The 24,721-nt window shown below is 72.3% G+C and carries 25 protein-coding genes and 1 riboswitch; of the genes, 15 read left to right on the top strand and 10 right to left on the bottom strand.

Features of this window, described 5'->3' with window-relative positions; translation table 11 throughout:
- A partial coding sequence (locus ABTY56_RS18755) for an amidohydrolase family protein (protein WP_350630011.1) occupies nucleotides 1-326 on the bottom strand: 326 nt, incomplete at its 3' end.
- A complete protein-coding gene (locus ABTY56_RS18750; RefSeq protein ID WP_350630009.1) occupies nucleotides 323-1,270 on the bottom strand; it encodes an ROK family protein in 948 nt (315 codons plus the stop codon). The genes ABTY56_RS18755 and ABTY56_RS18750, both read right to left, overlap by 4 nt.
- A 322-nt stretch (nucleotides 1,271-1,592) precedes the next feature.
- On the opposite strand from ABTY56_RS18750, the gene ABTY56_RS18745 reads away from it, so the two are divergent.
- On the top strand, nucleotides 1,593-2,873 hold the full coding sequence (locus tag ABTY56_RS18745) for an extracellular solute-binding protein (protein WP_350630007.1): 1,281 nt from the start codon (nucleotides 1,593-1,595) through the stop codon (nucleotides 2,871-2,873).
- Between the two features lie 60 nt (nucleotides 2,874-2,933).
- On the opposite strand, the gene ABTY56_RS18740 is transcribed toward ABTY56_RS18745, so the two are convergent.
- Complete coding sequence (locus ABTY56_RS18740) at nucleotides 2,934-3,296, bottom strand: cupin domain-containing protein (protein WP_350630005.1); 363 nt, start codon at nucleotides 3,294-3,296, stop codon at nucleotides 2,934-2,936.
- 102 nt (nucleotides 3,297-3,398) lie between these two features.
- Between ABTY56_RS18740 and ABTY56_RS18735 the strand changes: the two genes are divergently transcribed.
- Both ABTY56_RS18735 and otsB read left to right on the top strand, forming a co-directional pair.
- Nucleotides 3,399-3,626, top strand: a complete 228-nt coding sequence (locus tag ABTY56_RS18735; RefSeq protein ID WP_350630003.1) for a DUF3263 domain-containing protein — start codon at nucleotides 3,399-3,401, stop codon at nucleotides 3,624-3,626.
- Between the two features lie 55 nt (nucleotides 3,627-3,681).
- Nucleotides 3,682-4,521, top strand: coding sequence for a trehalose-phosphatase (gene otsB, locus ABTY56_RS18730; RefSeq protein WP_350630001.1), 840 nt, complete (start codon nucleotides 3,682-3,684; stop codon nucleotides 4,519-4,521).
- Here otsB and ABTY56_RS18725 read toward each other — a convergent pair.
- On the bottom strand, nucleotides 4,508-5,992 hold the full coding sequence (locus ABTY56_RS18725) for an alpha,alpha-trehalose-phosphate synthase (UDP-forming) (protein ID WP_350629999.1): 1,485 nt from the start codon (nucleotides 5,990-5,992) through the stop codon (nucleotides 4,508-4,510). The genes otsB and ABTY56_RS18725 overlap by 14 nt on opposite strands.
- Nucleotides 5,993-6,030: 38 nt before the next feature.
- Nucleotides 6,031-7,059, bottom strand: coding sequence for a glucosyl-3-phosphoglycerate synthase (locus ABTY56_RS18720; protein ID WP_350629997.1), 1,029 nt, complete (start codon nucleotides 7,057-7,059; stop codon nucleotides 6,031-6,033).
- 146 nt (nucleotides 7,060-7,205) lie between these two features.
- A riboswitch (SAM riboswitch) is annotated at nucleotides 7,206-7,341 on the top strand.
- A gap of 16 nt (nucleotides 7,342-7,357) precedes the next feature.
- Here ABTY56_RS18720 and thrC point away from each other — a divergent pair.
- The 5 genes from thrC to ABTY56_RS18695 all read left to right on the top strand — a co-directional run bounded on the left by thrC (nucleotide 7,358) and on the right by ABTY56_RS18695 (nucleotide 12,146).
- A complete protein-coding gene (gene thrC / locus ABTY56_RS18715; RefSeq protein WP_350629995.1) occupies nucleotides 7,358-8,638 on the top strand; it encodes a threonine synthase in 1,281 nt (426 codons plus the stop codon).
- Nucleotides 8,639-8,712: 74 nt separating this feature from the next.
- Nucleotides 8,713-8,991: a MoaD/ThiS family protein gene (locus ABTY56_RS18710; protein WP_188297580.1), complete on the top strand. Its 279-nt coding sequence runs from the start codon at nucleotides 8,713-8,715 to the stop codon at nucleotides 8,989-8,991.
- A gap of 537 nt (nucleotides 8,992-9,528) precedes the next feature.
- Nucleotides 9,529-9,732 carry a cold-shock protein gene (locus ABTY56_RS18705; protein WP_030289665.1) on the top strand — a complete coding sequence of 68 codons (204 nt, stop codon included), beginning with the start codon at nucleotides 9,529-9,531 and terminating at the stop codon, nucleotides 9,730-9,732.
- A gap of 322 nt (nucleotides 9,733-10,054) precedes the next feature.
- Nucleotides 10,055-11,677 (top strand): chaperonin GroEL, encoded by a 1,623-nt coding sequence (groL, locus tag ABTY56_RS18700; protein ID WP_045692318.1) that lies wholly within the window; start codon nucleotides 10,055-10,057, stop codon nucleotides 11,675-11,677.
- 112 nt (nucleotides 11,678-11,789) lie between these two features.
- A complete protein-coding gene (locus tag ABTY56_RS18695; protein WP_350629992.1) occupies nucleotides 11,790-12,146 on the top strand; it encodes a DUF8819 family protein in 357 nt (118 codons plus the stop codon).
- Between the two features lies 1 nt (nucleotide 12,147).
- On the opposite strand, the gene ABTY56_RS18690 is transcribed toward ABTY56_RS18695, so the two are convergent.
- The gene (locus ABTY56_RS18690) at nucleotides 12,148-12,789 is read right to left on the bottom strand and encodes an HD domain-containing protein (RefSeq protein WP_350629990.1); all 642 of its coding nucleotides are present in this window, start codon (nucleotides 12,787-12,789) and stop codon (nucleotides 12,148-12,150) included.
- A 63-nt stretch (nucleotides 12,790-12,852) separates the two neighbouring features.
- On the opposite strand from ABTY56_RS18690, the gene ABTY56_RS18685 reads away from it, so the two are divergent.
- The 3 genes from ABTY56_RS18685 to ABTY56_RS18675 are packed head-to-tail and all read left to right on the top strand — an operon-like array spanning nucleotide 12,853 to nucleotide 14,954.
- Nucleotides 12,853-13,236, top strand: coding sequence for a PadR family transcriptional regulator (locus ABTY56_RS18685; protein ID WP_350629988.1), 384 nt, complete (start codon nucleotides 12,853-12,855; stop codon nucleotides 13,234-13,236).
- Nucleotides 13,233-14,213 carry a hypothetical protein gene (locus ABTY56_RS18680; RefSeq protein WP_350629986.1) on the top strand — a complete coding sequence of 327 codons (981 nt, stop codon included), beginning with the start codon at nucleotides 13,233-13,235 and terminating at the stop codon, nucleotides 14,211-14,213. The genes ABTY56_RS18685 and ABTY56_RS18680 overlap by 4 nt, the downstream gene beginning before the upstream one ends.
- 54 nt (nucleotides 14,214-14,267) lie before the next feature.
- Nucleotides 14,268-14,954 (top strand): copper homeostasis protein CutC, encoded by a 687-nt coding sequence (locus ABTY56_RS18675; protein WP_350629984.1) that lies wholly within the window; start codon nucleotides 14,268-14,270, stop codon nucleotides 14,952-14,954.
- 84 nt (nucleotides 14,955-15,038) lie between these two features.
- Here the strand turns inward: ABTY56_RS18675 and ABTY56_RS18670 are convergent, their stop codons facing one another.
- A complete protein-coding gene (locus ABTY56_RS18670; RefSeq protein WP_350629982.1) occupies nucleotides 15,039-17,090 on the bottom strand; it encodes a HelD family protein in 2,052 nt (683 codons plus the stop codon).
- Between the two features lie 314 nt (nucleotides 17,091-17,404).
- On the opposite strand from ABTY56_RS18670, the gene ABTY56_RS18665 reads away from it, so the two are divergent.
- The 3 genes from ABTY56_RS18665 (at nucleotide 17,405) to ABTY56_RS18655 (ending at nucleotide 19,629) form a co-directional block, all read left to right on the top strand.
- On the top strand, nucleotides 17,405-17,566 hold the full coding sequence (locus ABTY56_RS18665) for a hypothetical protein (protein WP_350629980.1): 162 nt from the start codon (nucleotides 17,405-17,407) through the stop codon (nucleotides 17,564-17,566).
- A 100-nt stretch (nucleotides 17,567-17,666) separates the two neighbouring features.
- On the top strand, nucleotides 17,667-19,025 hold the full coding sequence (locus ABTY56_RS18660; RefSeq protein ID WP_350629978.1) for an AAA family ATPase: 1,359 nt from the start codon (nucleotides 17,667-17,669) through the stop codon (nucleotides 19,023-19,025).
- A complete protein-coding gene (locus tag ABTY56_RS18655) occupies nucleotides 18,973-19,629 on the top strand; it encodes an RloB family protein (protein WP_350629976.1) in 657 nt (218 codons plus the stop codon). The genes ABTY56_RS18660 and ABTY56_RS18655 overlap by 53 nt, the downstream gene beginning before the upstream one ends.
- Here the strand turns inward: ABTY56_RS18655 and ABTY56_RS18650 are convergent.
- On the bottom strand, nucleotides 19,604-21,241 hold the full coding sequence (locus ABTY56_RS18650) for a DNA repair helicase XPB (protein ID WP_350629974.1): 1,638 nt from the start codon (nucleotides 21,239-21,241) through the stop codon (nucleotides 19,604-19,606). The two genes, ABTY56_RS18655 and ABTY56_RS18650, sit on opposite strands and share 26 nt — an antisense overlap.
- Before the next feature lie 95 nt (nucleotides 21,242-21,336).
- Complete coding sequence (locus ABTY56_RS18645) at nucleotides 21,337-21,738, bottom strand: hypothetical protein (RefSeq protein ID WP_350629972.1); 402 nt, start codon at nucleotides 21,736-21,738, stop codon at nucleotides 21,337-21,339.
- A 101-nt stretch (nucleotides 21,739-21,839) separates the two neighbouring features.
- Between ABTY56_RS18645 and ABTY56_RS18640 the strand changes: the two genes are divergently transcribed.
- Complete coding sequence (locus ABTY56_RS18640; protein WP_350629970.1) at nucleotides 21,840-22,091, top strand: hypothetical protein; 252 nt, start codon at nucleotides 21,840-21,842, stop codon at nucleotides 22,089-22,091.
- 47 nt (nucleotides 22,092-22,138) lie between these two features.
- On the opposite strand, the gene ABTY56_RS18635 is transcribed toward ABTY56_RS18640, so the two are convergent.
- Nucleotides 22,139-24,640 carry a helicase-associated domain-containing protein gene (locus ABTY56_RS18635; RefSeq protein ID WP_350629968.1) on the bottom strand — a complete coding sequence of 834 codons (2,502 nt, stop codon included), beginning with the start codon at nucleotides 24,638-24,640 and terminating at the stop codon, nucleotides 22,139-22,141.
- Nucleotides 24,641-24,721: the final 81 nt, after the last annotated feature.

Genomic DNA, 24,721 nt, shown 5'->3' with positions numbered 1-24,721 from the left:
TGGCGGGCGAGGTCGTCGATCTCGCCGGTGACGGTGGAGGCGACCGTGGTGGTGGTGCCGTGGTGCAGGTGGGTGCGGGCGGCGAGCAGGGCTTCTTCGGCGATGCCGGAGGCGTAGGAGGCGCCGCCGCCGCCGTGGACGTGCAGGTCCACGAAGCCGGGGACGACGGTGTACCCGGTCAGGTCGAGGTCACCGGGCTCGGCGGCACCGTCGAGGCCGGTGATCCGGTCGCCCTCGACGGCGAGGCGGCCGCCCTCGACGACGCCGCCGGGCAGGACGAGTCGGGCGCCGGCCAGGGCAGTACGGTCACGGTCCGCGGTGGTCACGCGGTCACCTCCATCGAGAGCAGATCCCAGGCGAGCAGGCCCGCGCCCAGGGACGCGGCGGTGTCTTTGAGCATGGCCGGAACGACCTTCGGGGGCATCTGGAAGGTCAGGCGCTCGGTGACCGCCGCGCGCAGCGGAGTGAAGAGGGTGTCGCCGGCCTCGGCGAGCCCGCCGCCGACGATCACGGTGGACGGGTCGAGCAGGCTCTGGGCGAGGACGATGCCGTCCGCCAGGGCGTCGACGGCCCGCTGCCAGACCGCGCGTGCGCGGTCGTCCCCGGCGTCCACCGCGGCGGCGCAGGATGCCGCGTCGGCGTCGGGGTCGCCGCTGGCCTCGGCCCAGGCGCGGGAGACGGCGGAGGCGGAGGCCAGGGTCTCCAGGCAGCCGCGGGCACCGCAGCCGCAGGGCGGTCCGCCCGGGCGGACGACGACGTGGCCGATCTCGCCGCCGTAGCCGTGCGCGCCCGCCTCGATCCGGCCGCCGATGCCGATGGCGCCGGCGATGCCGGTGCCGAGGGCGATGAACAGGAAGCGGTCGACGCCCCGGCCGGCGCCGAGCCGGCCCTCGGCCAGGCCGCCGGAGCGCACGTCGTGGCCGAGTGCCACCGGCATGGCGGTGCCGTCGGGACCGGCCAGCCGGGCGCCGAGGAGCGTGCGCAGGGGGAGGTCCCGCCAGCCGAGGTTGGCGGAGAAGACCGCGATCCCGTTCTTCTCGTCGATCGTGCCCGGGACGGCCACCCCGGCCGCGAGCGGGGCGACGCCGAAGCGGCGGCGGCCCTCCTCGGCCAGGTCGGTGGCGAAGTCGAGGATGGCGGCGACGACGGCGTCCGTGCCGTGCTCCCGCCCGGTCGGTCGGCGTGCCTCGAACAGCACGGAGCCGTCCTGGGCGAGCAGCGCGGCCTTCATGCCGGTGCCGCCTACATCGAGTGCGATGACGTGCTTCACGGAGGACAGTTTCCCTTGGTGGATAGAAGAGGTCTAGTCCAGTTGTCGGATTGGTCTGGTCCATACTGGGTGAGCTTTGTCGCAGCTGCGGGGGTGTGCGGGGCTTTGGGCGGGGCGTACGCGGGGTGTCCGGGGGTTGTCCGGGAGGTGATCGGGGGCGCCGGTGTTGCGCATCGCGCAACGACCCCGGGCACTTCGATAACTACTGGGGCGGGGTGCCCCAGTGGTGTGGACCAGTGGTCCGCCGATTTGGCAGTGTGGCGCCTTCCCCTGCCGGATTCCCTCGTTCCGGCGGCAGTTCTTCCCTAAGGCGGTACCCGCGTTGAACAGGCGCGTCCACGTTCCCACCCGTGTGCTCGGCAGCGTGCTGGCCGGAGCACTGGCACTCACCGCGGTCGGCGCGTGCAGCGGGCAGGGCGACGGGACCGTCACCCTCAAGCTGGTCGCCGCGGACTACGGGGAGAGCCAGGAGACCGGCTCGAAGCACTACTGGGACGCGGTCGTCAAGGACTTCCAGGCCGCCAACCCCGGGATCAGGGTCAGTGTCGAGGTGGACGGCTGGACCGAGATCGGCAAGAAGGTCGACGACATGATCGCGGCCGGGAAGTCGCCGGACCTCCTGCAGACCGGCGGCTTCGCCGACCAGGTCGCGGCGGACCGGCTGTACCCGGCGTCGGACGTGCTCACGATGGACGCCCAGGCGAACTTCCTGGACGGCTTCGCGCACGCCGGGCAGGTGCTCGGCATCCAGTACGGGATCCCGTTCGTCTCCTCCTCGCGGGTGCTCTTCTACAACAAGGCGGTGTTCCGGCAGGCGGGGATCGCACAGCCGCCCGCCACCTGGAGCGAGCTGAAGCAGGACGCGGAGAAGATCAAGGCCAAGGTGCCGGGGGTGACCCCGTACGGGCTTCCGCTCGGGCCGGAGGAGGCGCCGGCGGAGTCCATGCTGTGGACGCTGAGCGGCGGCGGGACCATCTCCGACGACGTGGGCAACTACACCATCGACAGCACGCAGAACCAGGCCACCTTCGGCTGGCTGAAGAGCAACCTGGTGAGCACCGGGCTGACGTACCCGGACCCGGGGAAGATGAACCGCACCCCGGTGTTCCAGGACTTCGCCGCCGGGAGGGTCGCGATGCTGAACGGGCATCCGACGCTGCTGCGGATGGCGACCACCGGGAACATCGACTTCGGGACGGCGCCGATCCCGAAGAAGGACGGCGTGGGCCGGACGGGGAGCCTCGGCGTCGCGGACTGGATGATGGCGTTCAAGGCGAACGGGCACAAGAACGAGATCAAGAAGTTCCTGTCGTTCGTCTACAACCGGGACAACCAGCTGAAGTTCGACGAGCAGTACAACCTGCTGCCGGTCACGCAGGACGCGTTCAACCAGATGACGACGGACCCGAAGCACGCGGACCTCAAGCAGTTCGCGGTCGGGCTGACCAATGCGAGCTTCTACCCGTTCGGGGACCCGGCGTGGGGTGAGGTCAGCGACCGGATCAAGGCCGGGATCGGGCAGGCCGTGACGGGGGACCCGAAGCAGGTGCTCGGCGGGCTGCAGGACGCGGCGGTGAAGGAGGCGGCGCGGGTCCGCAAGTAGGGCCGGCGCTGCGCAGGCCCGGTCCCGATGGCTCGGGGCCGGGCCTCGGTGTTCCTCCGCTCAGGGGAGCGTGATCGCGTAGGCCTTGCGGAGGGTCTCGTGGACCGTCCACGTGGTGCGGTCGCCCTCGCGCAGCACCGCGCAGTCGCCGGGGCCGACCTCCAGGGTCGGGCCGCCCTCGATCTCGATGGTGGCCCGGCCGCTGAGGACCACGAACATCTCGTCGGCCTCGACGTCGGTGACCACGCCGGGGGTGATCTGCCAGAGGCCGCGCAGCTGGCGGCCGTCGGCGGACTCGGAGAGGACCTTGCCGGTGACCTCGGGAGTGCCGGAGACGATCTGGGCCGGGTCGAGCGGGTCGGGTTCGAGGTCGGCCGCGGGGATGTTCAGGACGAAGCTGGGCGGGGACACGGGCGTGGTCATGGGGGTGACGTTAGCCGGGGCCGGGGAGCGGTGGGGCGAGCACTGTGTGTCGGGGTCGCGCGGGAGAATGACACTCCGTAGTGGTGGGCGGAGGTGTGCGCGGTGGGCGAGCTGAGTGAGCGGGACCGGGCGGTGCTGGCGCTGGAGGGGCGGCAGTGGCGGACGGCGGGGGCCAAGGAGCGGGCGATCCGGGAGGAGCTGGGGCTCTCCTCCACGCGGTACTACCAGCTGCTGAACGCGTTGCTGGACCGGGAGGAGGCGCTGGCGCACGCGCCGGTGCTGGTGAACCGGCTGCGGCGGGTTCGGGCTGCTCGGCGGGAGGCTCGCTGAGGGGGCGGGACCGGGGGTCGTTGGCCGGGGGTGGTCGGGGGGTATGGGCCTCGGTATGGGATTCGAAGAGACGTGGGTGCCGGGGACCGAGGCCGGGCGCGACGGGGTGCGGGCGATTCTGCGGGCGCCCCGGGACGCGGTGATCGGGTTGGACTTCGACGGGACGTTGGCGCCGATCGTGGCGGACCCCGGGCAGGCGAGGGCGCATCCGGGGGTGGCGGGGGCGTTGCGGGTGCTGGCTCCGGCCGTGGGGGCCGTGGTGGTGGTGACGGGGCGGCCGGCGGCGTTGGCGGTGGAGTACGGCGGGTTGGCGGGGGTGCCGGGGGTCGTGGTGCTGGGGCACTACGGGGCCGAGCGCTGGGAGGACGGGGAGGTGACGGCGCCGGAGGTGCACCCGGGGGTGGCCGGGGCGCGGGAGGACCTGCCGCCGGTGTTGGCGCGGGTGGGGGCACCCGAGGGGGTGTGGGTGGAGGACAAGGGGCGCTCGGTGGCGGTGCACACGCGGCGTACGGCGGCGCCGGAGGAGGCCCTGGAGCTGCTGCGGGCGCCGGTGGGCGAGTTGGCCGCCGCGTACGGGCTGGTGGTGGAGCCCGGGCGGCTGGTGCTGGAGCTGCGTCCGCCGGGGGTGGACAAGGGCGCGGCGCTGGCCGGGTTCCTGCGGGAGCGGGACGCCCGGTCGGTGCTGTACGCGGGGGACGACCTGGGGGACGTGGCGGCGTTCGCGGCGGTGGAGGAGCTGCGGGGTGACGGTGTGGCCGGGCTGCTGGTGTGCAGCGCGGCGGTCGGGGACGCGCCGGTGAAGGAGTTGGCCGACCGCGCGGACCTGGTGGTCGCGGGGCCGGCCGGGGTGGTGGAGCTGTTGGCGGCGTTGGGGGAGGCCCTTACCGGGAGTTGAGCGGGGCCAGCGCGTTGAGCTGGTCGAGGAACCACTGCTGCGGGGGGAGGGCGGTGGCCGCCGCCGCGAGGCGCTTGGTGCGGCCGGCGCGTTCCTCCTCGGGCATGGTGAGGGCGGTGTGCAGGGCGTCGGCGGTGGCGATGACGTCGTAGGGGTTGACCGTCAGGGCGTCGTCGGCGAGTTCCGCGTGGGCGCCGGCCTCCCGGGAGAGGACCAGGGCGCAGCCGCGGTCGGAGACGACCGGGACCTCCTTGGCCACCAGGTTCATGCCGTCCCGGATGGGGTTCACCAGGGCGACGTCGGCCAGGCGGTAGGCGGCGAGGGAGCGCGGGAAGTCGTCGTTGACGTGCAGGATCAGGGGCTGCCAGCTCGGGGTGGCGAACTCGCTGGTGATGGCGTCGGCGAGTTCGCGGACCTGCGCCGTGTAGCTGCGGTACTCGGCCAGGTCGGTCCGGGACGGGTAGGCGAACGCGATGTGGACCACCCGGTCGTGCCACTCGGGGCGGGTGCGGAGCAGGTGCCGGTAGGCCAGCAGGCCGCGGACGATGTTCTTGCTCAGCTCGGTGCGGTCGACCCGGACGATGGTGCGGCGGTCGCCGACGGCCTCGCGCAGGGCGGCGAGGCGTTCGTCGACGTCGGGGCGGTGGGAGCGTTCGCGCAGGAAGTCGGCGTCGGCGCCGAGGGCGTGGACGCCGAGGCTGGTGGTGCGGCCGTCGAGGGTGACGGTGAGTGCCTCGTGGTCGACGTCGGCGCCGAGCAGGTCGGCGCAGCAGGCGGCGAAGGCGCGGGCCCAGCGTTCGGTGAGGAAGCCGGCCCGGTCGGCGCCCAGGATGCCGGTGAGGACGGCGCGGGCGACGTCGTCGGGGAGCATCCGGAAGTACTCGGGCGGGGCCCAGGGGGTGTGCGAGAAGTGGCCGATCCGCAGGTCGGGGCGGGCGGCTCGGAGCAGGGCCGGGGCCAGGGACAGGTGGTAGTCCTGGACGAGGACGGCGGCGTTCGGGGCGGCTTCGGCGGCCAGCGCCTCGGCGAAGGCGGCGTTGTAGGCCCGGTAGGCGGCCCATTCGGTGCGGAAGTCGGCGTCGAAGGCGGGCGCGGTGGGGGTCGCGTAGAGCAGGTGGTGGACGAACCAGAGGGTGGAGTTGGCGACGCCGTTGTAGGCGCGGGCGAAGGTCTCGGGGTCGATGTCCAGCATGCGGACGGCCTGCCCGCCGACGTCGTGGCCGGCCAGGTCGAGGCGGCCGTCGGGGGCTTCCGCGGCGGCTCTGCGGTCCGCGGCGCCGAGGGCCGCGCAGACCCAGACGGCGTTCGGGTCGTCGATGGCGGAGAGGCCGGAGACCAGACCCCCGCCACCGCGCCGCAGGGTCAGCGTGCCGTCGTCGGCGGTGCTGAACGACACCGGTCCCCGGTTGGAGGCCACCAGGACGGGGGCGGTGCCGGTCGCACTCGAACGTTCGGTCGTGAGATCGCCCATGGTTGGCATGTTGCCGGGGGCCCGGGGTGGCAAACCCGTCAGTGCCGGGTGGCGTATTCGGGGATCGTGTGCATCGGGGGGCGTTCCAGGGCGGTCACCGGGTGGGTGTGGGCGAGGAAGGCGCGGGTCTCCGGGTCGCGGGCGAACTGGGTGAGTTCCGGGCGGACCAGGTCGGCGGAGGCCTTGAGCCGGTGGGCGCGGTCGAGGCGTTCGAGCGCGGTGCGGTAGATGGTGGCGGCCATCCGGCCGAGGGCCTGGCCGTCCTGGTGGCGGTGGTGCCGGACGCCGACGTCCACCTGGGCCAGGGCGTCCAGGCCGACCAGCTCCAACGCGTCCACCAGCAGGCCGAGTTCGACGCCGTAGCCGGTCGGGAAGGGCAGTCGTTCGAGCAGTGAGCGGCGGGCCGCGTACTCGCCGCCGAGGGGCTGGACGAAGCCGGCGAGTTCCGGCCAGTGGAGGTTGAGGAGGGGGCGGGCGACGAGTTCGGTGACCCGGCCGCCGCCGGCCGGGAGGACGGCGGCGCGGTCCCCCGCGGCGGAACCGCTCAGTGCCACTTCGAGGGGGCGGTCGTACATGGCCTTGACCAGCTGGATGGACTCGTCGGTCAGCAGCGGGCCGACGATGCCGGAGACGAAGGCCGGGTCGAAGGCGCGCAGGTCGGCGTCCACGAAGCAGACGATGTCGCCGCGGGTGACCAGCAGCGAGCGCCAGAGCACCTCGCCCTTGCCGGGGGCGGCGGGCAACCGGGGCAGGATGGCGTCGCGGTGCTCCACCCGGGCGCCGGCCTCGGCGGCGACGGCGGCGGTGGCGTCGGTGGAGCCGGAGTCGACCACGACGAGTTCGTCGACGAGCGGGAGGCGTTCCATCAGCTCGCGGCGGACGGTGCGGACGATGTCGCCGACGGTGGCCTCCTCGTCCAGGGCGGGGAGGACGACGCTGATCGTGCGGCCGGTCCGTTCCTTGGCCGCGAGGAGGGTGTCGACCGGCCGGTCGGCCGCGCTCCAGGAGCGGCGGCGTAGCCAGGACGCCGCCTGCGGGAGGAGCTCGGGAGTCGGTTCGGCGGGCACGGAAGTCTCCTCGGCGGGTCGGTGGGACGCGTCATCTCGCGTGGCGGACGGTCCCGTTCAGGATTGACGCCTTCGGATACAGTCTTCGTACAGCGGTCGGACCTTTGCACGCCGGGGTCGCCGTTGAGCACCACCACAATTTCACAAGCTCATCCAGAGGGACTGAGGGAACGGCCCGTTGACGTCCCGGCAACCTTCTCGCTCGGCTGTCGTCGACAGGCCCCGGCGGGACAGGTGCCAATTCCGGCCTGTGGCGCGACCGCGCTGCGGGGAAGATGAGGAGAGAGGCCTCGCCATCATGGCTATCGACACCGTCGCACCGGTTTCCGTGGACCTCGGCCCCGCCGCCGCCCTGTCCTGTCGGGAGTGCGGCACCCGCTTCCCGCTCGGTCCCAGCTTCGCGTGCCTGGAGTGCTTCGGCCCGCTGGAGATCGCCTACGAGTTCGGCAGCGAGGGCGCCGAGGAGCTGCGCAAGCGGATCGAGGCCGGCCCGGCGTCCATCTGGCGATACGCGCCGCTGCTTCCGGTGCCGGCCGACGTGGCGTCCAAGCCCAACCTGAACCCGGGCTGGACCCCGCTGGTGAAGGCGGACAACCTGGGCCGGGAGCTCGGCTTCACCGCCCGGCTGCACATCAAGGACGACTCCGGGAACCCGACGCACTCCTTCAAGGACCGCGTGGTGGCCTGCGCCATCGAGGCGGCGCGGGCGTTCGGCTACACGACGCTGTCCTGCTCCTCCACCGGCAACCTGGCCGGTGCGGTGGGCGCGGCGGCCGCCCGGGCCGGGTTCCGGTCCTGCGTGTTCATCCCGCACGACCTGGAGCAGGGCAAGGTCGTCATGGCCGGGGTGTACGGCGGCGAGCTGGTCGGCATCGAGGGCAACTACGACGACGTGAACCGCTTCTGCTCGGAGCTGATCGGCGACCCGGCCGGCGAGGGCTGGGGCTTCGTCAACGTCAACCTGCGGCCGTACTACGGCGAGGGCTCCAAGACGCTGGCGTACGAGATCTGCGAGCAGCTCGGCTGGCGGCTGCCGGAGCAGATCGTGATCCCGATCGCCTCGGGCTCCCAGCTGACGAAGATCGACAAGGGGCTGCAGGAGCTGATCAAGCTCGGCCTGGTCGAGGACCGGCCGTACCGGATCTTCGGCGCCCAGGCCGAGGGCTGCTCGCCGGTGTCGGCCGCCTTCAAGGCCGGCCGGGACGTGATCAAGCCGGTCAAGCCGGACACCATCGCCAAGTCGCTGGCGATCGGCAACCCGGCCGACGGCCCGTACGTGCTGGACATCGCCCGCCGCACGGGCGGCGCGGTGGAGGACGTCACGGACGCCGAGGTCGTCGCGGCGATCCGGCTGCTGGCGCGGACCGAGGGCATCTTCGCCGAGACCGCGGGCGGGGTGACCGTGGGCGTGCTGAAGAAGCTGGTCGAGACCGGGCAGCTGGACCCGGCCAAGGAGACCGTCGCGATCAACACCGGCGACGGCCTGAAGACCCTGGACGCCGTCTCCGACGCCGGGATGAGCGCCGTCATCCGCCCGACGCTGGACTCGTTCCGCGCCGCCGGCCTCGCGTCCGCCTGAGCCACCGGCCTCGAACCGGTCGCCGCCGGCCTCGAACCACTGCCCCACCAGGCCCCACCCCCGCAAGGAGAGCCATGAGCGCCAACGTCCGCATCCCCACCATCCTGCGCACCTACACCGGCGGCGCGGCCGAGGTGACCGCCGAGGGCGCCACCCTGGCCGAGGTCATCGCCGACCTGGAGAAGAACCACGCGGGCATCTCCGCCCGCATCCTGGACGACACCGGCAAGCTGCGCCGTTTCGTCAACGTCTACGTGAACGACGACGACGTGCGCTTCGCCGAGGGCCTGGCGACCGAGATCAAGGACGGCGCCGGCGTCTCGATCATTCCGGCGGTGGCCGGCGGCTGCTGAGCCGTTCCGCCCGCCTTTCGGCCGCCCGTACGTACGGAATTCCGCTCTCCGTATGTACGGGCGGCCGGTTGCATTCCGGCGGGAATATTTCCGAGTCGAGTCGGAGTAGAGTGTCGCTCGGTTGGGAACAGGGGTTCCCTCTCGGCCATCCGCGGTGTTCCGCCGGCGGGCGTCCGGCCGGTGGGTCCGGCCCGTGAAACATGTCAGGCCGATGTCAGAATTACCGTGGGGATTTGGGTAATTCGTCCGCTATGCCCCGCGTGGAATGCCGAGATTTTTCCGATTCGGCCCGTCCTGTCCCTTGATATCGAGGCGGAATTACCGGCGGTTGACCCTGTTGCAGAGGGCTTCGGTCCGGATACATTCAGCGGCGGTCGGCGCAATCACCCGCTCACCGGAGGCCGTTGGGCGTTCCGTGCGGAGGGTTGCGGCGTGCACGGCTGCGCCCAGGGGGGGTCCCCGGGCGGGCCGTCAACCAACCCGGGCCCGCGACCTGCGGGCGCGTGAAGGGCCAGCACAGCACTAGGGGAGTTCGGAATGGCTCAGGGCACCGTCAAGTGGTTCAACGCGGAGAAGGGCTACGGCTTTATCGCGGTCGACGGTGGTGCGGACGTCTTCGTCCACTACAGCGCGATCCAGATGGACGGCTACCGCACCCTTGAGGAGGGCCAGCGGGTCGAGTTCGAGATTTCCCAGGGACAGAAGGGCCCGCAGGCGGACATGGTTCGCGCGGCGGTCTGACCCCTTCCGACTCCAGGAGCTCGGCGCGGCCCACGGCTGGTGACCGCTCGCTTCTCGACGGGCCCGTACGACACGCGTCGTGCGGGCCCGTCGCCGTTCCCGGGCGGCCCCAGCGGCGGCTCGCGGGTTGGCGATTGGGCTTGCACTCGACCACCCGGAGTGCTAATCATTGGCGTTAGCACTCACAGCGTGAGAGTGACAGCGGACCGGGTCGGTGAGGCCCCCGGGAGCGGTAGGGGAAAAGACCCCCGCACACCAGGGCCGTCCGTCGCGGGCACCCCTTGGTCCGAGCAGTCGACCGTGTCCCGGAGGACCACTTCTGATGGCCAAGATCATCGCCTTTGATGAGGAAGCTCGCCGCGGCCTTGAGCGTGGCATGAACCAGCTCGCCGACGCAGTGAAGGTCACGCTCGGCCCCAAGGGCCGCAACGTCGTGCTGGAGAAGAAGTGGGGCGCCCCCACGATCACCAACGACGGTGTCTCCATCGCCAAGGAGATCGAGCTCGAGGACCCGTACGAGAAGATCGGCGCGGAGCTCGTCAAGGAGGTCGCCAAGAAGACGGACGACGTCGCGGGTGACGGCACCACCACCGCCACCGTGCTCGCCCAGGCCCTGGTTCGCGAGGGTCTGCGCAACGTCGCCGCCGGCGCCAACCCGATGGCCCTGAAGCGCGGTATCGAGAAGGCCGTCGCCGCCGTCTCGGACCAGCTGCTGGCCCAGGCCAAGGACGTGGAGACCAAGGAGCAGATCGCCTCCACCGCCTCCATCTCCGCCGCCGACACCCAGATCGGCGAGCTGATCGCCGAGGCCATGGACAAGGTCGGCAAGGAAGGCGTCATCACCGTCGAGGAGAGCAACACCTTCGGTCTGGAGCTCGAGCTCACCGAGGGTATGCGCTTCGACAAGGGCTACATCTCCGCCTACTTCGCCACCGACCTGGAGCGGATGGAGGCGACCTTCGAGGACCCCTACATCCTCATCGCCAACTCCAAGATCGGCTCGGTCAAGGACCTGCTCCCGCTGCTGGAGAAGGTCATGCAGAGCGGCAAGCCGCTCGTCATCATCGCCGAGGACGTCGAGGGCGAGGCCCTGTCGACCCTGGTCGTGAACAAGATCCGCGGCACCTTCAAGTCCGTCGCCGTCAAGGCCCCGGGCTTCGGCGACCGCCGCAAGGCCATGCTCGGCGACATCGCCATCCTCACCGGTGGCACGGTCATCTCCGAGGAGGTCGGCCTCAAGCTGGAGAACGCCGGCATCGACCTGCTGGGCACCGCCCGCAAGGTGGTCATCACCAAGGACGAGACCACCATCGTCGACGGTGGCGGCGACAGCGAGCAGGTCGCGGGCCGCGTGAACCAGATCCGCGCCGAGATCGAGAACAGCGACTCGGACTACGACCGCGAGAAGCTCCAGGAGCGCCTCGCCAAGCTGGCCGGCGGCGTGGCCGTCATCAAGGCCGGCGCGGCCACCGAGGTGGAGCTCAAGGAGCGCAAGCACCGCATCGAGGACGCCGTCCGCAACGCCAAGGCCGCCGTCGAGGAGGGCATCGTCGCCGGTGGTGGCGTCGCCCTGCTGCAGGCCGGTGTCGCCTTCGACAAGCTGGAGCTGGACGGCGACGAGGCCACCGGTGCCAACATCGTCAAGGTCGCGCTGGAGGCCCCGATCAAGCAGATCGCGACCAACGCCGGCCTGGAGGGTGGCGTCGTGGTGGAGAAGGTGCGCAACCTCCCCGCCGGTCACGGCCTGAACGCCGCCACCAACGAGTACGTCGACCTGGTCGCCGCGGGCATCATCGACCCGGCCAAGGTCACCCGCTCCGCGCTGCAGAACGCCGCCTCCATCGCGGCGCTGTTCCTCACCACCGAGGCCGTCATCGCCGACAAGCCGGAGAAGGCCGCCGCGGCCGCCGGCGGCGGCATGCCGGGCGGTGACATGGACTTCTGATCCTGATCGCTTCGATCGGATCGGTTGGACCTCGTCCGCGTGGGCGGTTCCCTTCGGGGAGCCGCCCACGCGGCGTTTCGGTGTTCCGGGGGGTTGAGGAGAGGATGGACGGATGGCTGCTGACGACATCGAGACCGCGCTGCACAACGCGCGGGCACTGATCCTGGCCGACCTCACCGCGCGGGACGTGGCGGACGCCGCCGTCGTCTCGCTGGTGGAGCAGGCCGTCACCCACCGGCGCTGGTGGCTGGAGCAATGGCCGGACGGCACCGAGTACGTGCTCGGGCTGGTCGCCCAGGACGTCCAGGACGCGCTGCTGGAGGCGTACGGGCGCTGGCCGCTGTGCACCGCCTGCGCGGCCGACGGCGACCCGCACGCGCTCAGCGTGGAGCCGGAGTTGGGGCCGGAGCCGCACTGGGTGTGCGGCAAGCAGGGCGCGGTGGTGGCGGCGGTGGGGGAGCTGGCCTAGCTCAGGCCTGGCTCTCCAGCGTCCGGAGTTCGGCCGTCAGGTTGGCGTGGGCGGCGTCCGTGAAGCGTTCGCGGGCGGTGGGGGTGCGGTAGAGCGCGGGCAGCGCCAGGAGTCCGCGCAGGACGGTGGCGCGGCCGGCGCGGAAGTCCGGCTCGGGGACGAAGCCGTACTCCTCCCGGACGGCGGCCGCGTACGCCGCGTACGTCTCGGGGGTGCCGCCGAGGACGGCGAGGTCCGCGTCGCAGAGCACCTCGCCGTCGCGGTCGCCCGGTGCGGGGTCGTGGGTGACGGTGAGCAGGACGAGCCGTTCGACCTCGGCGACGCGCTCGGCGGGCAGGCCGGCGGCGGTCAGCGCCCGGACGGCCAGGGCGGCGCTGCGCTCCTCGTTCTCGGTGCGGTCGGGCCGGTAGACGGCGTCGTGGAACCAGGCGGCGAGGCGGACGGCGTCCGGGTCGGCGGCGTGTCCGGCGAGGTCGTCGACGTGCCGCAGGACCGCACTCAGGTGGTCCCGGGTGTGGTAGCGGCGCTGCGGCTCGGACCAGCGGCGCAGCAGCTCCCGGCCGTACGGTTCGGGGTCGGCTGCGGTGCCGCAGCGCTGCAGCAGGGGGGTCCAGGCGGAGAGCAGCTCCTCGGAGATCGTCATGGGTTCCATTCTGTCCGGCGGTTCAGGTGGACGGTATATGCCGTTGGGCGATATATGTTGACCATGACAGAACGCTCCATGCAGGAGCCGACACTGCTTCTGCTCACCGCGCTCGCCGATGCCCCGCGGCACGGCTACGCGCTCATCCAGGAGATCGCCGTGATCTCGGACGGCCGGGTCAAGATGCGCACCGGCACGCTCTACGGCGCGCTCGACCGGCTGCTGGGCCAGGGGCTGATCGAGGTCGCCGCGGAGGAGGTGGTCGACGGCCGCGCCCGTCGCACCTACGCGCTGACGGACGCCGGCCGCGGCGCGCTGGCCGCCGAGGCCACGCGCCTGCGGGCGGTGGCCACCGAGGCCGAGCGCCGGCTCGCCACGCTCCGGTCGGTGTTGAAGCGGAATCCGGGGCCCGAGGGACGGGCCCTGGGGGGAGGAGGTCTCGCATGACCACGCCGACGATCGGAGCGCCCCCGGCCGCGCTGAGGGCCGCGCTCCAGCTGTTCCCGGCCGGCTACCGGAGGGAGAACGGCGACGAGATGGTGGCGGTCTTCGCCGACGCCACGGCGGAGGCGGACCGCTCGGCCGTCGCCCGGGAGGTGTTCGACCTGGCCGCGTACGGGCTGCGGGTGCGGCTCGGGCTGACCGGCTCCTCGGTGGTCGGGCGCGTGCTCGCGCTGGCCGCCCCGATGGTCGCCGGCGCGCTGGCCGGCTCGGGCCTGGTGCCCTGGATCACCGACCCGGACCAGGCCTCGTTCCGGCTGACCTGGGACCGCTCGTACACCTCGTACGCCACGATCCTCGCGCCGCCGGTGACCGCGCTGCTGCTGGCGGCGGCGGTGGTGCTGGGGCGCTGGACGGCCGTGCGGGTCATCGCGCTGGTGCAGGCGGTGCTGGGGCTGGCCGTGCTGGCCCAGGCGTTCGGCGGGCCGACGTTCATCGACTGGTGGTGGATGGGGTACGTCGGCATGGCGACCCTTCCGGCCGCGCTCGGCGCGGTGCTGCTGCTCGCGGCGCCGACGGAACTGCTGCCGCGGCCGACCTGGCGCACCCGGGGGATGGCGTTGGGCTCGGTGGCCGGAGGCGGGCTGCTGGTGGCGCTCCAGCGCTGGGACGACACCACCTTCCCGCTGGACGCGCAGTGGTTCGCGGTGCTGCTGCTGGTGCCGGTGCTGCTGACCTTCACCGCGTTGCGCGGGCGGGAGCTGCCGGCCGCCGTGGGCGTCGCGATGCTGTCGCTGACGACGTTCGCGAGCCTGTTCAACATCTGGCGCGAGTCGCACGGGATCTCGAACCTGCTGCCGATCGCGCTGCCGGTGGTGGGGCTGCTGGTGGTCGTCGCGATGGCGGTGCACCGGATCGGGCGGGGCGGCGCGGGCGGTCCGGGGGCCGGCGGTGACGCCGGGCAGGAGCGTGCCGCGGCGTGACCCGGGGCCCGGGGCGGTCTCGCCGGGGCCGGGCGGGTGTGGCAGGCTGTCGATATGTCTAGACCAATTTTCGAAGTCATCGCGCTGACGCCCCAGGACGCCCAGGCCGCCGAGTCGGGCGGCGCCGACCGGCTCGAACTGGTCACCGACATGGCCGCCGACGGGCTCACCCCGTCCGTCGAGGACTTCGCCCGGATCCGGGCCGCCGTCGGCATCCCGCTGCGCGTCATGCTCCGGATCCGGGACGGCTTCGCCCCCGGCGACCTGGACGGGCTGTGCGCCCGGGCGGCCGCGCTGCGGGCCGAGGGCGCCGAGGAGTTCGTCTTCGGCTTCCTCGACGCCGACGGCGCCGTCGACCCGGCCGCCACCGCGGCCGTCGCCGAGGCGGTGGCCGGCTGCCGCTGGACCTTCCACCGGGCGATCGACCACAGCGCCGACCGGGCCGCCCTGCGGGCCGCCGTCGGCGCGCTGCCCGGGCTGGACACCTTCCTCACCTCGGGTGCGGCCGCCGGGGTGGACGCCGGGCGCGAGGTGCTGTCGGCCGAGCTGGCCCGCGCCGGCGAGCCCGGGTACGGACAGCGGATCCTGATCGGCGGCGGCCTGCGGGCCGAGCACCTGAAGGAGCTGCGGGCGGAGGGCTTCGACGCCTTCCACGTCGGCGGCGCGGTGCGGGTCGACGGCTGGCACACGCCGGTGGACGCGGCCAAGGTCGCCGAGTGGCGGGACCTGATCGACGGCTGAGCGTGGAAGCGCCGACAGCCGGGTGGTCAGCCCGTCGCGCGGAGAGGGGCCGGGCCGTTCGCGGCCGGGCCCCTCTCCGCGTCGTCAGCGGAGCCGGTCCGGCAGCGGCTCGGCGTGCAGGACCGTCAGCCCGGAGACGGCACGGGTCAGCGCCACGTACAGCCGCCGCAGGCCGGTCCGCTCGTCGGGCTCGCCGGCGATCACCGCGGCGGGTTCGTCCAGCACCACGTAGTCGTACTCCAGGCCCTTGGCCAGCGAGGCCGGGACGAGGGTCAGCCGGGCCTCGGCGCTGGTCTCGGTGCCGGGGGCGAGGTGCGGCAGGCCGGCCGCGGCCAGCGCCTCGGCGAGCAGCGGGATCCTGGCGTCGGCGGCGATCAGGCCGGTCGAGCCCTCGCGCTCCAGGGCCTCCCGACAGGCGGCGACGACCGCCTCCGGCAGCTCCCCGTCCGGGACGTGGCGGAGCGTCAGCGAGCCGGGCGCCTCGCGGACCGAGGTCGCCGGGGCCAGGCCCGGGGCGATCTCCGGGAGCAGCCGGGAGGCGTACGCGATGACCTCCTCCGGCACCCGGAAGCCCTTGGTCAGCTCCTCGATGTGCGCGTCCGGCTTGCCCAGGTGGTGCAGCGCGTCCGGCCAACTCGCCGTCGCCCACGGGGTGGTGCCCTGGGCGAGGTCGCCGAGGACGGTGGCCGAGCCGGTGGTGCAGCGGCGGCCGACCGCGCGGTACTGCATGGGGGACAGGTCCTGCGCCTCGTCCAGCACCACGTGGCCGAGCGAGGGCGTGCGCTGCACCAGGTCGGTCGCTTCGTCCACCAGGACGGCGTCGGCCGGAGTCCAGCGGGCGGACTTCACCGAGCGGCCGGGCTTGGGCCACAGCACCGCCCGCTGCTCCTCGGGTGTCAGCACGCCCTCGGCGCACTCGGCCAGGAACTCCGGCTCGGAGAGCAGCCGCAGCACCAGCTTCGCCGGGTCGACGGCCGGCCAGCACTCCTTGACCACCGCCTTGACCGCGCCGTTGCGGGCCACCGCGTCCTGCACCCGGTCGTCCGGGGCCTCGCCGCCCTGCTCCATCTTCAGCAGCACGGCGTGCGCGATGCGCTGTGGCAGAGCGTCGCGGGCGGCGCCGTAGCGCACCTCGCGGCCCTTCAACTCCTCGATGATCTCGACGAGTTCGTACACCGGGACGCGCCAGCGGCGCGAGCCGCGGATCACCACGCAGGGCTCGGCGGGCGGCGTGATGCCGGCCCGCACCGCCCGGCGCAGCACCTCGGCCATCCGGGCGTCGCCCTTCAGCCGGGCCGCCTCCGGGGTGTCCTCGCCGCGCACGTCGACGTGCCCGACCAGCTGCTGCACGGTGGCCTGGGCGACGTCCAGCTCGCCGAGGGCCGGGAGGACCTGCTCGATGTAGGAGAGGAAGGCGTTGTTCGGCCCGATCACCAGCGTGCCGGTCCGGGCCAGGCGCTCGCGGTGCGCGTACAGCAGGTAGGCGACGCGGTGCAGGCCGACGGCGGTCTTCCCGGTGCCCGGCGCCCCCTGGACGCAGATGGTGCCCGTGACGTCGGAGCGGACGATCTCGTCCTGCTCGGGCTGGATGGTGGCGACGATGTCGCGCATCGGGCCGACGCGGGGCTTCTCGATCTCGGCGGCGAGCAGGGCGGAGGAGGTCTCCTCCTCGGCCGGGTCGGTGAGGTGCTCGTCCTCGTAGGCGGTGAGCTCGCCGCCGGTGTAGCCGAAGCGGCGACGGCGCTCGACGTCCATCGGATCGGTGCGGGTGGCCCGGTAGAACGGCTGGGAGACCGGCGCACGCCAGTCGATCACCATCGGGTCGCCGTCGGCGTCGTGGACGTGGCGGCGGCCGATGTAGAAGTTCTCTCCTCCTCCGCCTTCGGAGAGTTCCTCACTGATGGCGTGCAGGTAGTCGAGGCGGCCGAAGAACAGCGGGGTGTGGGAGAGGTCGGCCAGGGCGGCGATCCTGGCCTCGATCTGGTTCTGGAGGACGGCGGCGGACACCCAGGTGCCGGTCACGTCGCGCAGGTCCAGGGACTCGACGTCCTCGCGCATCGCTCGCAGCGCTGCCCGGGACGACGCCAGGTGGTCGCGTTCGCGCTGGAGGGGGTCGGTGGTGGGGGTGGCGGGCACAGCGAACCTTCCCGGCTGCCCCGGTGGCGGGCGCAGCGGATCGATGGAGCTCACGGTGGGGTACAGCCGACCGGTTGCCGAACGGTCGGCGCCTCCCCCGGCTGCCTGCGGGACTTCAGCAGGTACCACGGTTCGGGAGGGGGCAGACGGACGATCTTAGACCCGTCCGGTCCGGGGTTCCAGCCGTGCACGTCTCGGGGTTGCCCCTACCCCGGCCCCGGGGTCGTCGGTACACCCGGAGGACGACCTCCGTCCCGGCGGATACGGCCTTTGGAGTGATGCCTTCGGCCGGTCGGGTGCCTACCGTTGAAGACATGAGCACCCAGAACCGCAATCCCCGGACCGGTCCGGCCGGCGCCACCGCCGCTGTCGGGCGCCACCACAACCGTCTGAGCACCGCCGTCCGCAACGTCGGCATCGCCCTGGACACCGCCGCGCGCGTGATCTTCCTCGGGCGCGACGGTGTCCGCTACTGAGCGAGCAGGACGCAATCAGAAGGTAGATTTCGCGGAATTCTGCAGATTCCGCGGGTTTGATTTGGGTAGTCTTCCCATCGGTAGATGAGGAGGACCAGCGATGTTGATGCGGTTCAGGGTGGCCAACCACGCGTCCCTCCTGGAGGAGCAGGAGCTGAGCCTGGTCGCTGCCGACGAGCATGACGACATCGCGATGACCCACATTGCGACGGCGGGCGAGCACGTGCTTCCGGTGCTCGCAGTTCTCGGGGCCAACGCGTCCGGGAAGTCGAACGCCTTGAAGGCCCTGGCGTACATGCAGCGGGCTGTTCTTGAGTCGCACGCCCGCTGGCTGCCCGACGGCGGCACGGATCGAACCCCGTTTCGACTCAGTCATGAAGGTCGGAGCGCACGGTCCGCTTTCGCGGTGGACATCGTGCTGGGCGGTGTGCACTTCGAGTACGGCTTCGAGCTCGATGATCGCCAGATTCGCGAAGAGTGGCTGCGGAGCTACCCGGAAGGCCGGGTTCGTCGGCTGTTCGAACGGGTCGTGGAGGACGACGGGACATCTCGATTCGAGTATGGCCCGAGCTTCCGCGGCCGGAAGAAGCTGATTGAGGATGTCGTTCGGCCCAACAGCTTGTACCTCTCGGCCGGCGCCGGTAACAACCATGAGCTTCTCCGGCGTATCCACCGCTGGTTCAGTTCGGGGCTCACGGTCGCGGTGGACGCCAACTTCCCCTTGCGCCTGGAGGTCACCCAGGCCCTATGGGACGAAAGCCCTGAAAGCCGGGCCGAGGTCAGAAGGCTCCTACAGTACGCGGACCTTGGGATCACGGACCTGTCCGCCGAGGAGATCGAGCCGGAGTTCGCAGAGCGCATGAAGGCGGCGATGCGGATACTCGCACCGTCTCTCACGGAGTCCGATCTGGCGCAGTTCGAGCCGCCCTTGCAGATTCGCTTCTTGCACACAGCCGAAGACGGACCGGTTCTGCTCGACCTGAACGAGGAGTCCAACGGGACCCGGACCTGGGCGGGGCTGCTGGGGCCTGTCATCTCGGCGCTTCGGGACGGCTCACTTCTCGTTGTCGATGAACTCGATGCGCGCCTGCACCCTCATCTGGCCTCACGGTTGGTGGCTCTGTTCCAGCAACCAGAGCGAAACGTCAATGGCGCGCAGCTTTTGTTCAACACCCACGACGCCACTCTCTTGGCCCCGCACAGCGAGGCGAGCCTGCACCGGGATCAGATCTACCTGGCGACCAAGGAGGCCCGCACCGGCGCGACCGAACTCACCGCACTGGTCGAGTTCAAGGTCAGGGACGGCGGCGAGAACTTGGAGAAGCGCTACCTCGCAGGTCGTTACGGTGCGCTACCGTTCTTCGACGAGGAGCTTCTGGTGGGGATCGGGGCGAAGCGTGGGGTCGATGAAGCGTGGCAAGCCGCTGGGGACGAAGAGGCAGAACGCCCGCACGCGTGAACCGGAGCGGCGCTTCCTGATCTACTGCGAGGGGGAAGTCACCGAGACCATCTACTTTCGCGGCCTCGTTCGGGACCTCAAGGACAGGCCGATCTCACTGAAGATCGGCAATACCCACGGAGAGCCGCTTTCGCTTGTGAACACGGCGATTCGGCATGCCCGCAAGGCTGACGAGCCTTTTGACGAGGTGTGGTGCGTGATGGATGTGGAGGCGCCTCGACAGCATCCGTCGCTTGCGCAGGCACTGCTGGCGGCCAGGAAGAACGACGTCAAGTGCGCCGTTTCCTCGCCGTGCTTCGAGCTCTGGCTCCTGTTGCACTTCGACCGGGGTCGGTCGTACCTCGACAGCCACCAGGCTGCCAAGGAGCTGTCGAAGGTACTCAAAGGCTATGACCCGAAGGGCAAGGCGTTCGACTTCGATGACGTCCGCGGACAGACTGGAGCGGCACGGAAAGCAGCACTCGATCTGCATGCCCGGCATGAGCAGCTGAGCAAGCAGATCGAGTGCTGGTGCGTCAGTAACCCGTGCACGTCGGTGGACAGCCTGTTGGAGGCTCTGGGTTACTCTCCCGCTGCGGTTACAGCACGTCGTCCGCGTCGATGATCCGGTACGCGTAGCCCTGCTCGGCCAGGAAGCGCTGCCGGTGGGCGGCGAAGTCCTGGTCCACGGTGTCCCGGGCGACCACCGAGTAGAAGTGCGCCGCGTGGCCGTCCGCCTTGGGGCGCAGCACGCGGCCGAGGCGCTGGGCCTCCTCCTGGCGGGAGCCGAAGGTCCCGGAGACCTGGATGGCCACCGTGGCCTCGGGCAGGTCGATCGAGAAGTTCGCGACCTTGGAGACCACCAGGACGCCGATCTCCTTGTTCCGGAAGGCGTCGAAGAGCTTCTCGCGCTGGGCGTTGCTGGTCTCGCCCTTGATCACCGGGGCGTCCAGGGCCTCACCGAGTTCGTCCAGCTGGTCGATGTACTGGCCGATGATCAGCGTCTGGTCCTTCTCGTGCTTCTTGACCAGGGCCTCCACCACCCGCCGCTTGGTCGCCGTGGTGGCGCAGAAGCGGTAGCGCTCCTCCGGTTCGGCCGTCGCGTAGGCGAGCCGCTCGGAGTCGGTCAGGGTGACGCGGACCTCGCAGCAGTCGGCGGGCGCGATGTAGCCCTGCGCCTCGATCTCCTTCCACGGCGCGTCGAAGCGCTTGGGGCCGATCAGGCTGAACACGTCGCCCTCACGGCCGTCCTCGCGCACCAGCGTGGCGGTCAGGCCGAGGCGGCGGCGGGCCTGGAGGTCGGCGGTGAACTTGAACACCGGGGCGGGCAGCAGGTGCACCTCGTCGTAGACCACCAGGCCCCAGTTGCGGGCGTCGAACAGCTCCAGGTGCGCGTAGACGCCCTTCCGCTTGGTGGTCATCACCTGGTAGGTGGCGATGGTGACCGGGCGGATCTCCTTCCTGGTGCCGCTGTACTCGCCGATCTCGTCCTCGGTGAGCGAGGTGCGCTTGACCAGCTCGTGCTTCCACTGGCGGGCCGAGACGGTGTTGGTGACCAGGATCAGCGTGGTCGACTTGGCCTGTGCCATCGCGGCCGCGCCGACCAGCGTCTTGCCGGCGCCGCAGGGCAGCACGACGACGCCGGAGCCGCCGTGCCAGAAGCCCTCGACGGCCTGCGCCTGGTACGGGCGCAGCTGCCAGCCGTCCTCCTCCAGGTCGATCGGGTGCGCCTCGCCGTCCACGTACCCGGCGAAGTCCTCGGCGGGCCAGCCGAGCTTGAGCAGCACCTGCTTGATCTGCCCGCGCTCGGAGGGGTGTACCACCACGGTGTCCGGGTCGACCCGGGCGCCGACCAGCGGGGCGATCTTCTTGGAGCGCAGCACCTCCTCCAGTACCGGCCGGTCGGTGGTGGTGAGCACCAGCCCGTGCGTCGGGTGCTTGAGCAGCTGGAGCCGGCCGTACCGGCCCATGGTGTCGGCCACGTCCACCAGCAGCGCGTGCGGCACCGGGTAGCGCGAGTACGTCACCAGGGCGTCCACCACCTGCTCGGCGTCGTGCCCCGCCGCCCGCGCGTTCCACAGCCCGAGCGGGGTCACCCGGTACGTGTGCACGTGCTCGGGCGCCCGCTCCAGCTCGGCGAACGGCGCGATGGCGCGGCGGCAGTCGGAGGCCTTGGGGTGGTCGATCTCCAGGAGAAGAGTTTTGTCGCTCTGGACGATGAGCGGTCCGTCGTTCACGCGGGGGAGCCCTCCACTGGCTGTCAGGGTGTATTGACGCAGACCCTCCAGTGTCGCGCATTCCGCCGCCGGCGTGGGCGGGCTGCGTGGACGGGCTACTTCCACTCGAACAGGACGGACTTGCCGTTGCCCTGGGGGTCGTTGTCGAACTCGAACAGCGCGACCAGGTCGTTGAGGCGCAGGAACGCGTCGGCGGTGGTCTCGAAGTAGAGGCTGCCGCGCCAGCTGACCGCGCCGCCCTCGGTGAAGTGGCCGATGCCGCTGCCGTGCCAGCTGTACGTCTCGCCCTTGTCCGTCATGCCGACGCCCTGGCCCTCGCCGAACAGCGAGCCGTCGGGCCGCAGCTCGGACTCGTAGGTGGCGAACTCGCGGACCTGGTGGCCGAGCAACTGCCCGGTGCCGGTCATCGAGACCTCCAGTGCGGGACCGCCGACCGTGGGGAGGACCCGTCGGCCGGTTTCCGTGGTGGTGACTTCCGCTATCCGATCGCCGAGCATGATGTCTCCTTCCGGATTCCCCCACTCCAGACTGCGCCCGCGCAGGGGAGCACGGCAACGCGTCGAGTGACCACCGTGCGTACTCGCTCGTTGAGCTGGTCATGAAGAAGTCGAAGCGCGTTCTCACCGCCCTCGCCCTGATGGGCACGGCGTTCGCCGCCACCGCCTCCTCGGCCGGCTCCGCCCACGCCCTCGCGGGCATCGGCGAGGGGCCCGGCGGCCTGCTCGCGGCGCCGGGCTTCCTGCTCGCGGACACCGTCACCGGGGGTGAACTGCCGGTCGGGCAGGGGCAGATCGGCAGTCTGGCGGACCAGGCCGTCAAGGAGAAGACGAAGGAGTCGCAGGGGCACTGACGGGGCGCCGACGGTGCGCTGACGCTCTGCCACCTGCCCGGCCCCGGCTACTCCTGGAGCTCGGCGACGCCGGTGATGCGGTGGAGGGCGAAGGTGCGCAGTTCGTCGGCGTGGTGGTCGAAGGCGGTGACGAAGCCGCCTTCGACCTTGACCGGGTCGATGATGCGCTGGCTGGCGATGCCCTCGGCGTTGAGGTAGCCGATCCACATGCGCTCGCCGAGGAGGACGGCCGTCTGGAGGGCGGCCAGCGTCTCGGCGGCGGCCGTGCGGGGGAGCCGGTGCGGGTCGGGGGTGGGCTCGCGGCGGGTGGCGGTGGCGGCGCGGTCGCCGGCCCGGACGGCCTTGACGGCGGCGGCGAGCAGGGTGTCGTCGGGGGTGGGCGGGCCGTCGGGGACGGGCACGGGTGCCGTCCGGGGCGGGGTGCGATGGCTGTCCGGGCGGGTGATCAGCACGTCGCCCTCGGCGGATTCGGCGGCCGGCGCGTAGCCCATGGTGCGCAGCGCGGCGAGCAGGACGTCCGGGGCGGCCTGGGAGGCGAGGACGGTGGGGGCGAGCAGTCGCAGCCGCAGGTCGGCGGAGCGGCGGTCGGCGAGCACCTCGTTCAGCAGGGACGGGTCGTCGCAGCGCAGGTAGGAGGAGGCGGCGCCGACCCGTAGGACGCCGTGCCGGCGGGCGATGTCGTCGATCAGGTACGCGAGCGGCTGCGGGACAGGCGTACGGCTGTGCTGCTCCAGGAAGGCGCGCAGGTCGGCGGCGGTGCGTCCGGCGTCCAGGGCGCGGCGGACGGACGTCGGGGTGAAGCGGTAGACGGTGGCGCCGCCCTTGGACTCGATGTCGGCGCACAGGGCGAGGGCGTGGGCGAGCGGGGTGAGCAGCGGGCCGGGGGCGATCGCGGTGAGGTCCGGCTGGAGGATCACGTGGTCCAGTGGCTGCGGGAGCAGCGGGGCGAGCACCTCGGTCGGGTCGGCCTCGGCGGTGAGCAGGGCGCGGGCGGGGGCGGCGAGGGCGCCGCGGCCGGTGACGCCGAGGAGTTCGGCCTCGTCGAGGGTCCAGGCGGTGAGGTCGTCGCGCAGTTCGCGGCCGTCCTGGCCGGTCGGGCCGCCGCGCAGCGGGCGCTGCCAGCGCAGGGTGGGGAGCAGTTCCTCGGCGGTGGCCGGGGTGCCGGGCGGGAGTTCGGCGAGCAGCGCGAGGGCGGCGCGGCGGACGGACGGGGCGAGGGTGCGGTCGAGTTCGGGGCCGAGGGCGGCGCGTGCCTTGCCCTTGCCGTCCGGGGTGCCGGCGAGGGCGGGGACGCGGGTGGCGGCGAGCCAGGCGGTGGCGAGGACGGACCAGCGTTCGGCGGTGCCGAGCTGCAGCCAGCTGTCGTAGCCGGGGGTGGGGGCCCAGCGTTCGTCCACTTCGCCGTCGGGGGCCAGCAGGCCCGCGGTGTAGGCGAGTTCGAGCCAGAAGGCGGCCTGCTGCTCGGTGGTCTCCAGGGCCTGGGCGGCGCGCTTGAGGTCGCGCACGCCGAGGCCGCCGGCCCGCAGGGTGAGCGGTGGGGTGAGGCCCCAGCCGTCCAGCAGCTCCTCGACGGTCTTGACGGCGGTGTGGGCCTGGCCGGCCGCGGCGCCGTCCACAGCCTGTGGATCGCGCGGGGCGGCGGCGGGCGCGGGCTCGGGCTGGACCGGTTCGACGGTGCGGTGGGTGCGGCCGCCGCGCAGGTGCAGGGCGAGTTCGCGGGGCAGCACGACGCTGCCGGGGCTGGTGGGCAGCAGCAGGCCGCGGGCGAGCAGCCACTCGACGGGGCTCTGCGCGTCCTCGGCGGTGACCGGGCGGGTGGCGTCCGGGACGGTGCCGGTGGGCGGGCCCCAGACCAGCCGGTCCAGCAGCCGCAGCGCGGGCTCGGGGGCGGTGTCCAGCAGCGCGGTGCAGCGGGCGCGGTCGGTGAGCAGCGCGGCGAGTGCGGCGACGGCGGTGACCGGGTCCGCGGTGGGGGGCTGGCCGGCCGAGGCGAGCAGCTGCTGCAGCCGGGCCGGGGAGGTGCCGACGGTGGCGTCGGCGAGGGTCGGGCCGAGGCCGGTGCGGCCGGGGTTGGAGGTGGTCGGCGCGAGCGCCTCGCGGACGGCGAGGACCAGCCGCAGGCCGTTGTCCGGGCCCCAGAGCAGCGCCCGGTCGCGCAGGGTGGCGATCGCGCGGGGGAGGGCGGCGGCGACGGCGGACCGGTCGGCCGGGGTGAGCGGGGTCGCGCCGGGGTGCGGCTTGACCTTGGCCGGGCCGGTCAGCAGGGAGCGGACGGTGGTCACGGAGGTGCCGTCGGGGGCGGTGGCCAGTGCCTCGGCGACCTGCAGGGTGAAGCGGTCCAGCCGCTCCAGGGCGCGCAGTGCGGAGGCGCGCGAGGAGAGCCGGGCGGACAGCTGGGTCAGGTCGCCGGGGACGGGGTTCAGCAGGTCGGGGCGGGAGCGGAGCAGGGCGGCGAGCGCGTCGTCGGGACGGGCGCGCAGCTCCTCGGCGAGGGTGCGCGGACCGGTGGTGGACCTGCCCCGGCGCTGGGGGCCCTGCTGTGTGGTCATTCGACCTAGGTTAGTCGGGCGGGCCGACGGCGTGGTGTCCCGCGCACGGCCGGACCGGCCGGTTCTCCACCCCGGCGGTCC

Origin of the sequence: Kitasatospora sp. NPDC097691 (assembly GCF_040302665.1) — a bacterium.
Classification (GTDB): Bacteria; Actinomycetota; Actinomycetes; order Streptomycetales; family Streptomycetaceae; genus Kitasatospora.
This window is presented reverse-complemented; position numbering and strand designations above follow the sequence as displayed.

Excerpts from the sequence above, each read along its gene's own strand:
- ABTY56_RS18710 (WP_188297580.1), top strand. The coding sequence starts at position 8,713 with ATGAGCGCCAACGTCCGCATCCCCACCATCCTGCGCACCTACACCGGC.
- ABTY56_RS18645 (WP_350629972.1), bottom strand. The coding sequence starts at position 21,738 with ATGCTCGGCGATCGGATAGCGGAAGTCACCACCACGGAAACCGGCCGA.
- ABTY56_RS18655 (WP_350629976.1), top strand. The coding sequence starts at position 18,973 with ATGAAGCGTGGCAAGCCGCTGGGGACGAAGAGGCAGAACGCCCGCACG.
- ABTY56_RS18635 (WP_350629968.1), bottom strand. The coding sequence starts at position 24,640 with ATGACCACACAGCAGGGCCCCCAGCGCCGGGGCAGGTCCACCACCGGT.
- ABTY56_RS18690 (WP_350629990.1), bottom strand. The coding sequence starts at position 12,789 with ATGACGATCTCCGAGGAGCTGCTCTCCGCCTGGACCCCCCTGCTGCAG.
- ABTY56_RS18665 (WP_350629980.1), top strand. The coding sequence starts at position 17,405 with ATGAGCACCCAGAACCGCAATCCCCGGACCGGTCCGGCCGGCGCCACC.
- ABTY56_RS18640 (WP_350629970.1), top strand. The coding sequence starts at position 21,840 with ATGAAGAAGTCGAAGCGCGTTCTCACCGCCCTCGCCCTGATGGGCACG.
- otsB (WP_350630001.1), top strand. The coding sequence starts at position 3,682 with ATGGGATTCGAAGAGACGTGGGTGCCGGGGACCGAGGCCGGGCGCGAC.
- ABTY56_RS18675 (WP_350629984.1), top strand. The coding sequence starts at position 14,268 with ATGTCTAGACCAATTTTCGAAGTCATCGCGCTGACGCCCCAGGACGCC.
- ABTY56_RS18685 (WP_350629988.1), top strand. The coding sequence starts at position 12,853 with ATGACAGAACGCTCCATGCAGGAGCCGACACTGCTTCTGCTCACCGCG.
- ABTY56_RS18740 (WP_350630005.1), bottom strand. The coding sequence starts at position 3,296 with ATGACCACGCCCGTGTCCCCGCCCAGCTTCGTCCTGAACATCCCCGCG.
- ABTY56_RS18695 (WP_350629992.1), top strand. The coding sequence starts at position 11,790 with ATGGCTGCTGACGACATCGAGACCGCGCTGCACAACGCGCGGGCACTG.
- ABTY56_RS18660 (WP_350629978.1), top strand. The coding sequence starts at position 17,667 with ATGTTGATGCGGTTCAGGGTGGCCAACCACGCGTCCCTCCTGGAGGAG.
- ABTY56_RS18705 (WP_030289665.1), top strand. The coding sequence starts at position 9,529 with ATGGCTCAGGGCACCGTCAAGTGGTTCAACGCGGAGAAGGGCTACGGC.
- ABTY56_RS18680 (WP_350629986.1), top strand. The coding sequence starts at position 13,233 with ATGACCACGCCGACGATCGGAGCGCCCCCGGCCGCGCTGAGGGCCGCG.
- ABTY56_RS18725 (WP_350629999.1), bottom strand. The coding sequence starts at position 5,992 with ATGGGCGATCTCACGACCGAACGTTCGAGTGCGACCGGCACCGCCCCC.
- groL (WP_045692318.1), top strand. The coding sequence starts at position 10,055 with ATGGCCAAGATCATCGCCTTTGATGAGGAAGCTCGCCGCGGCCTTGAG.
- thrC (WP_350629995.1), top strand. The coding sequence starts at position 7,358 with ATGGCTATCGACACCGTCGCACCGGTTTCCGTGGACCTCGGCCCCGCC.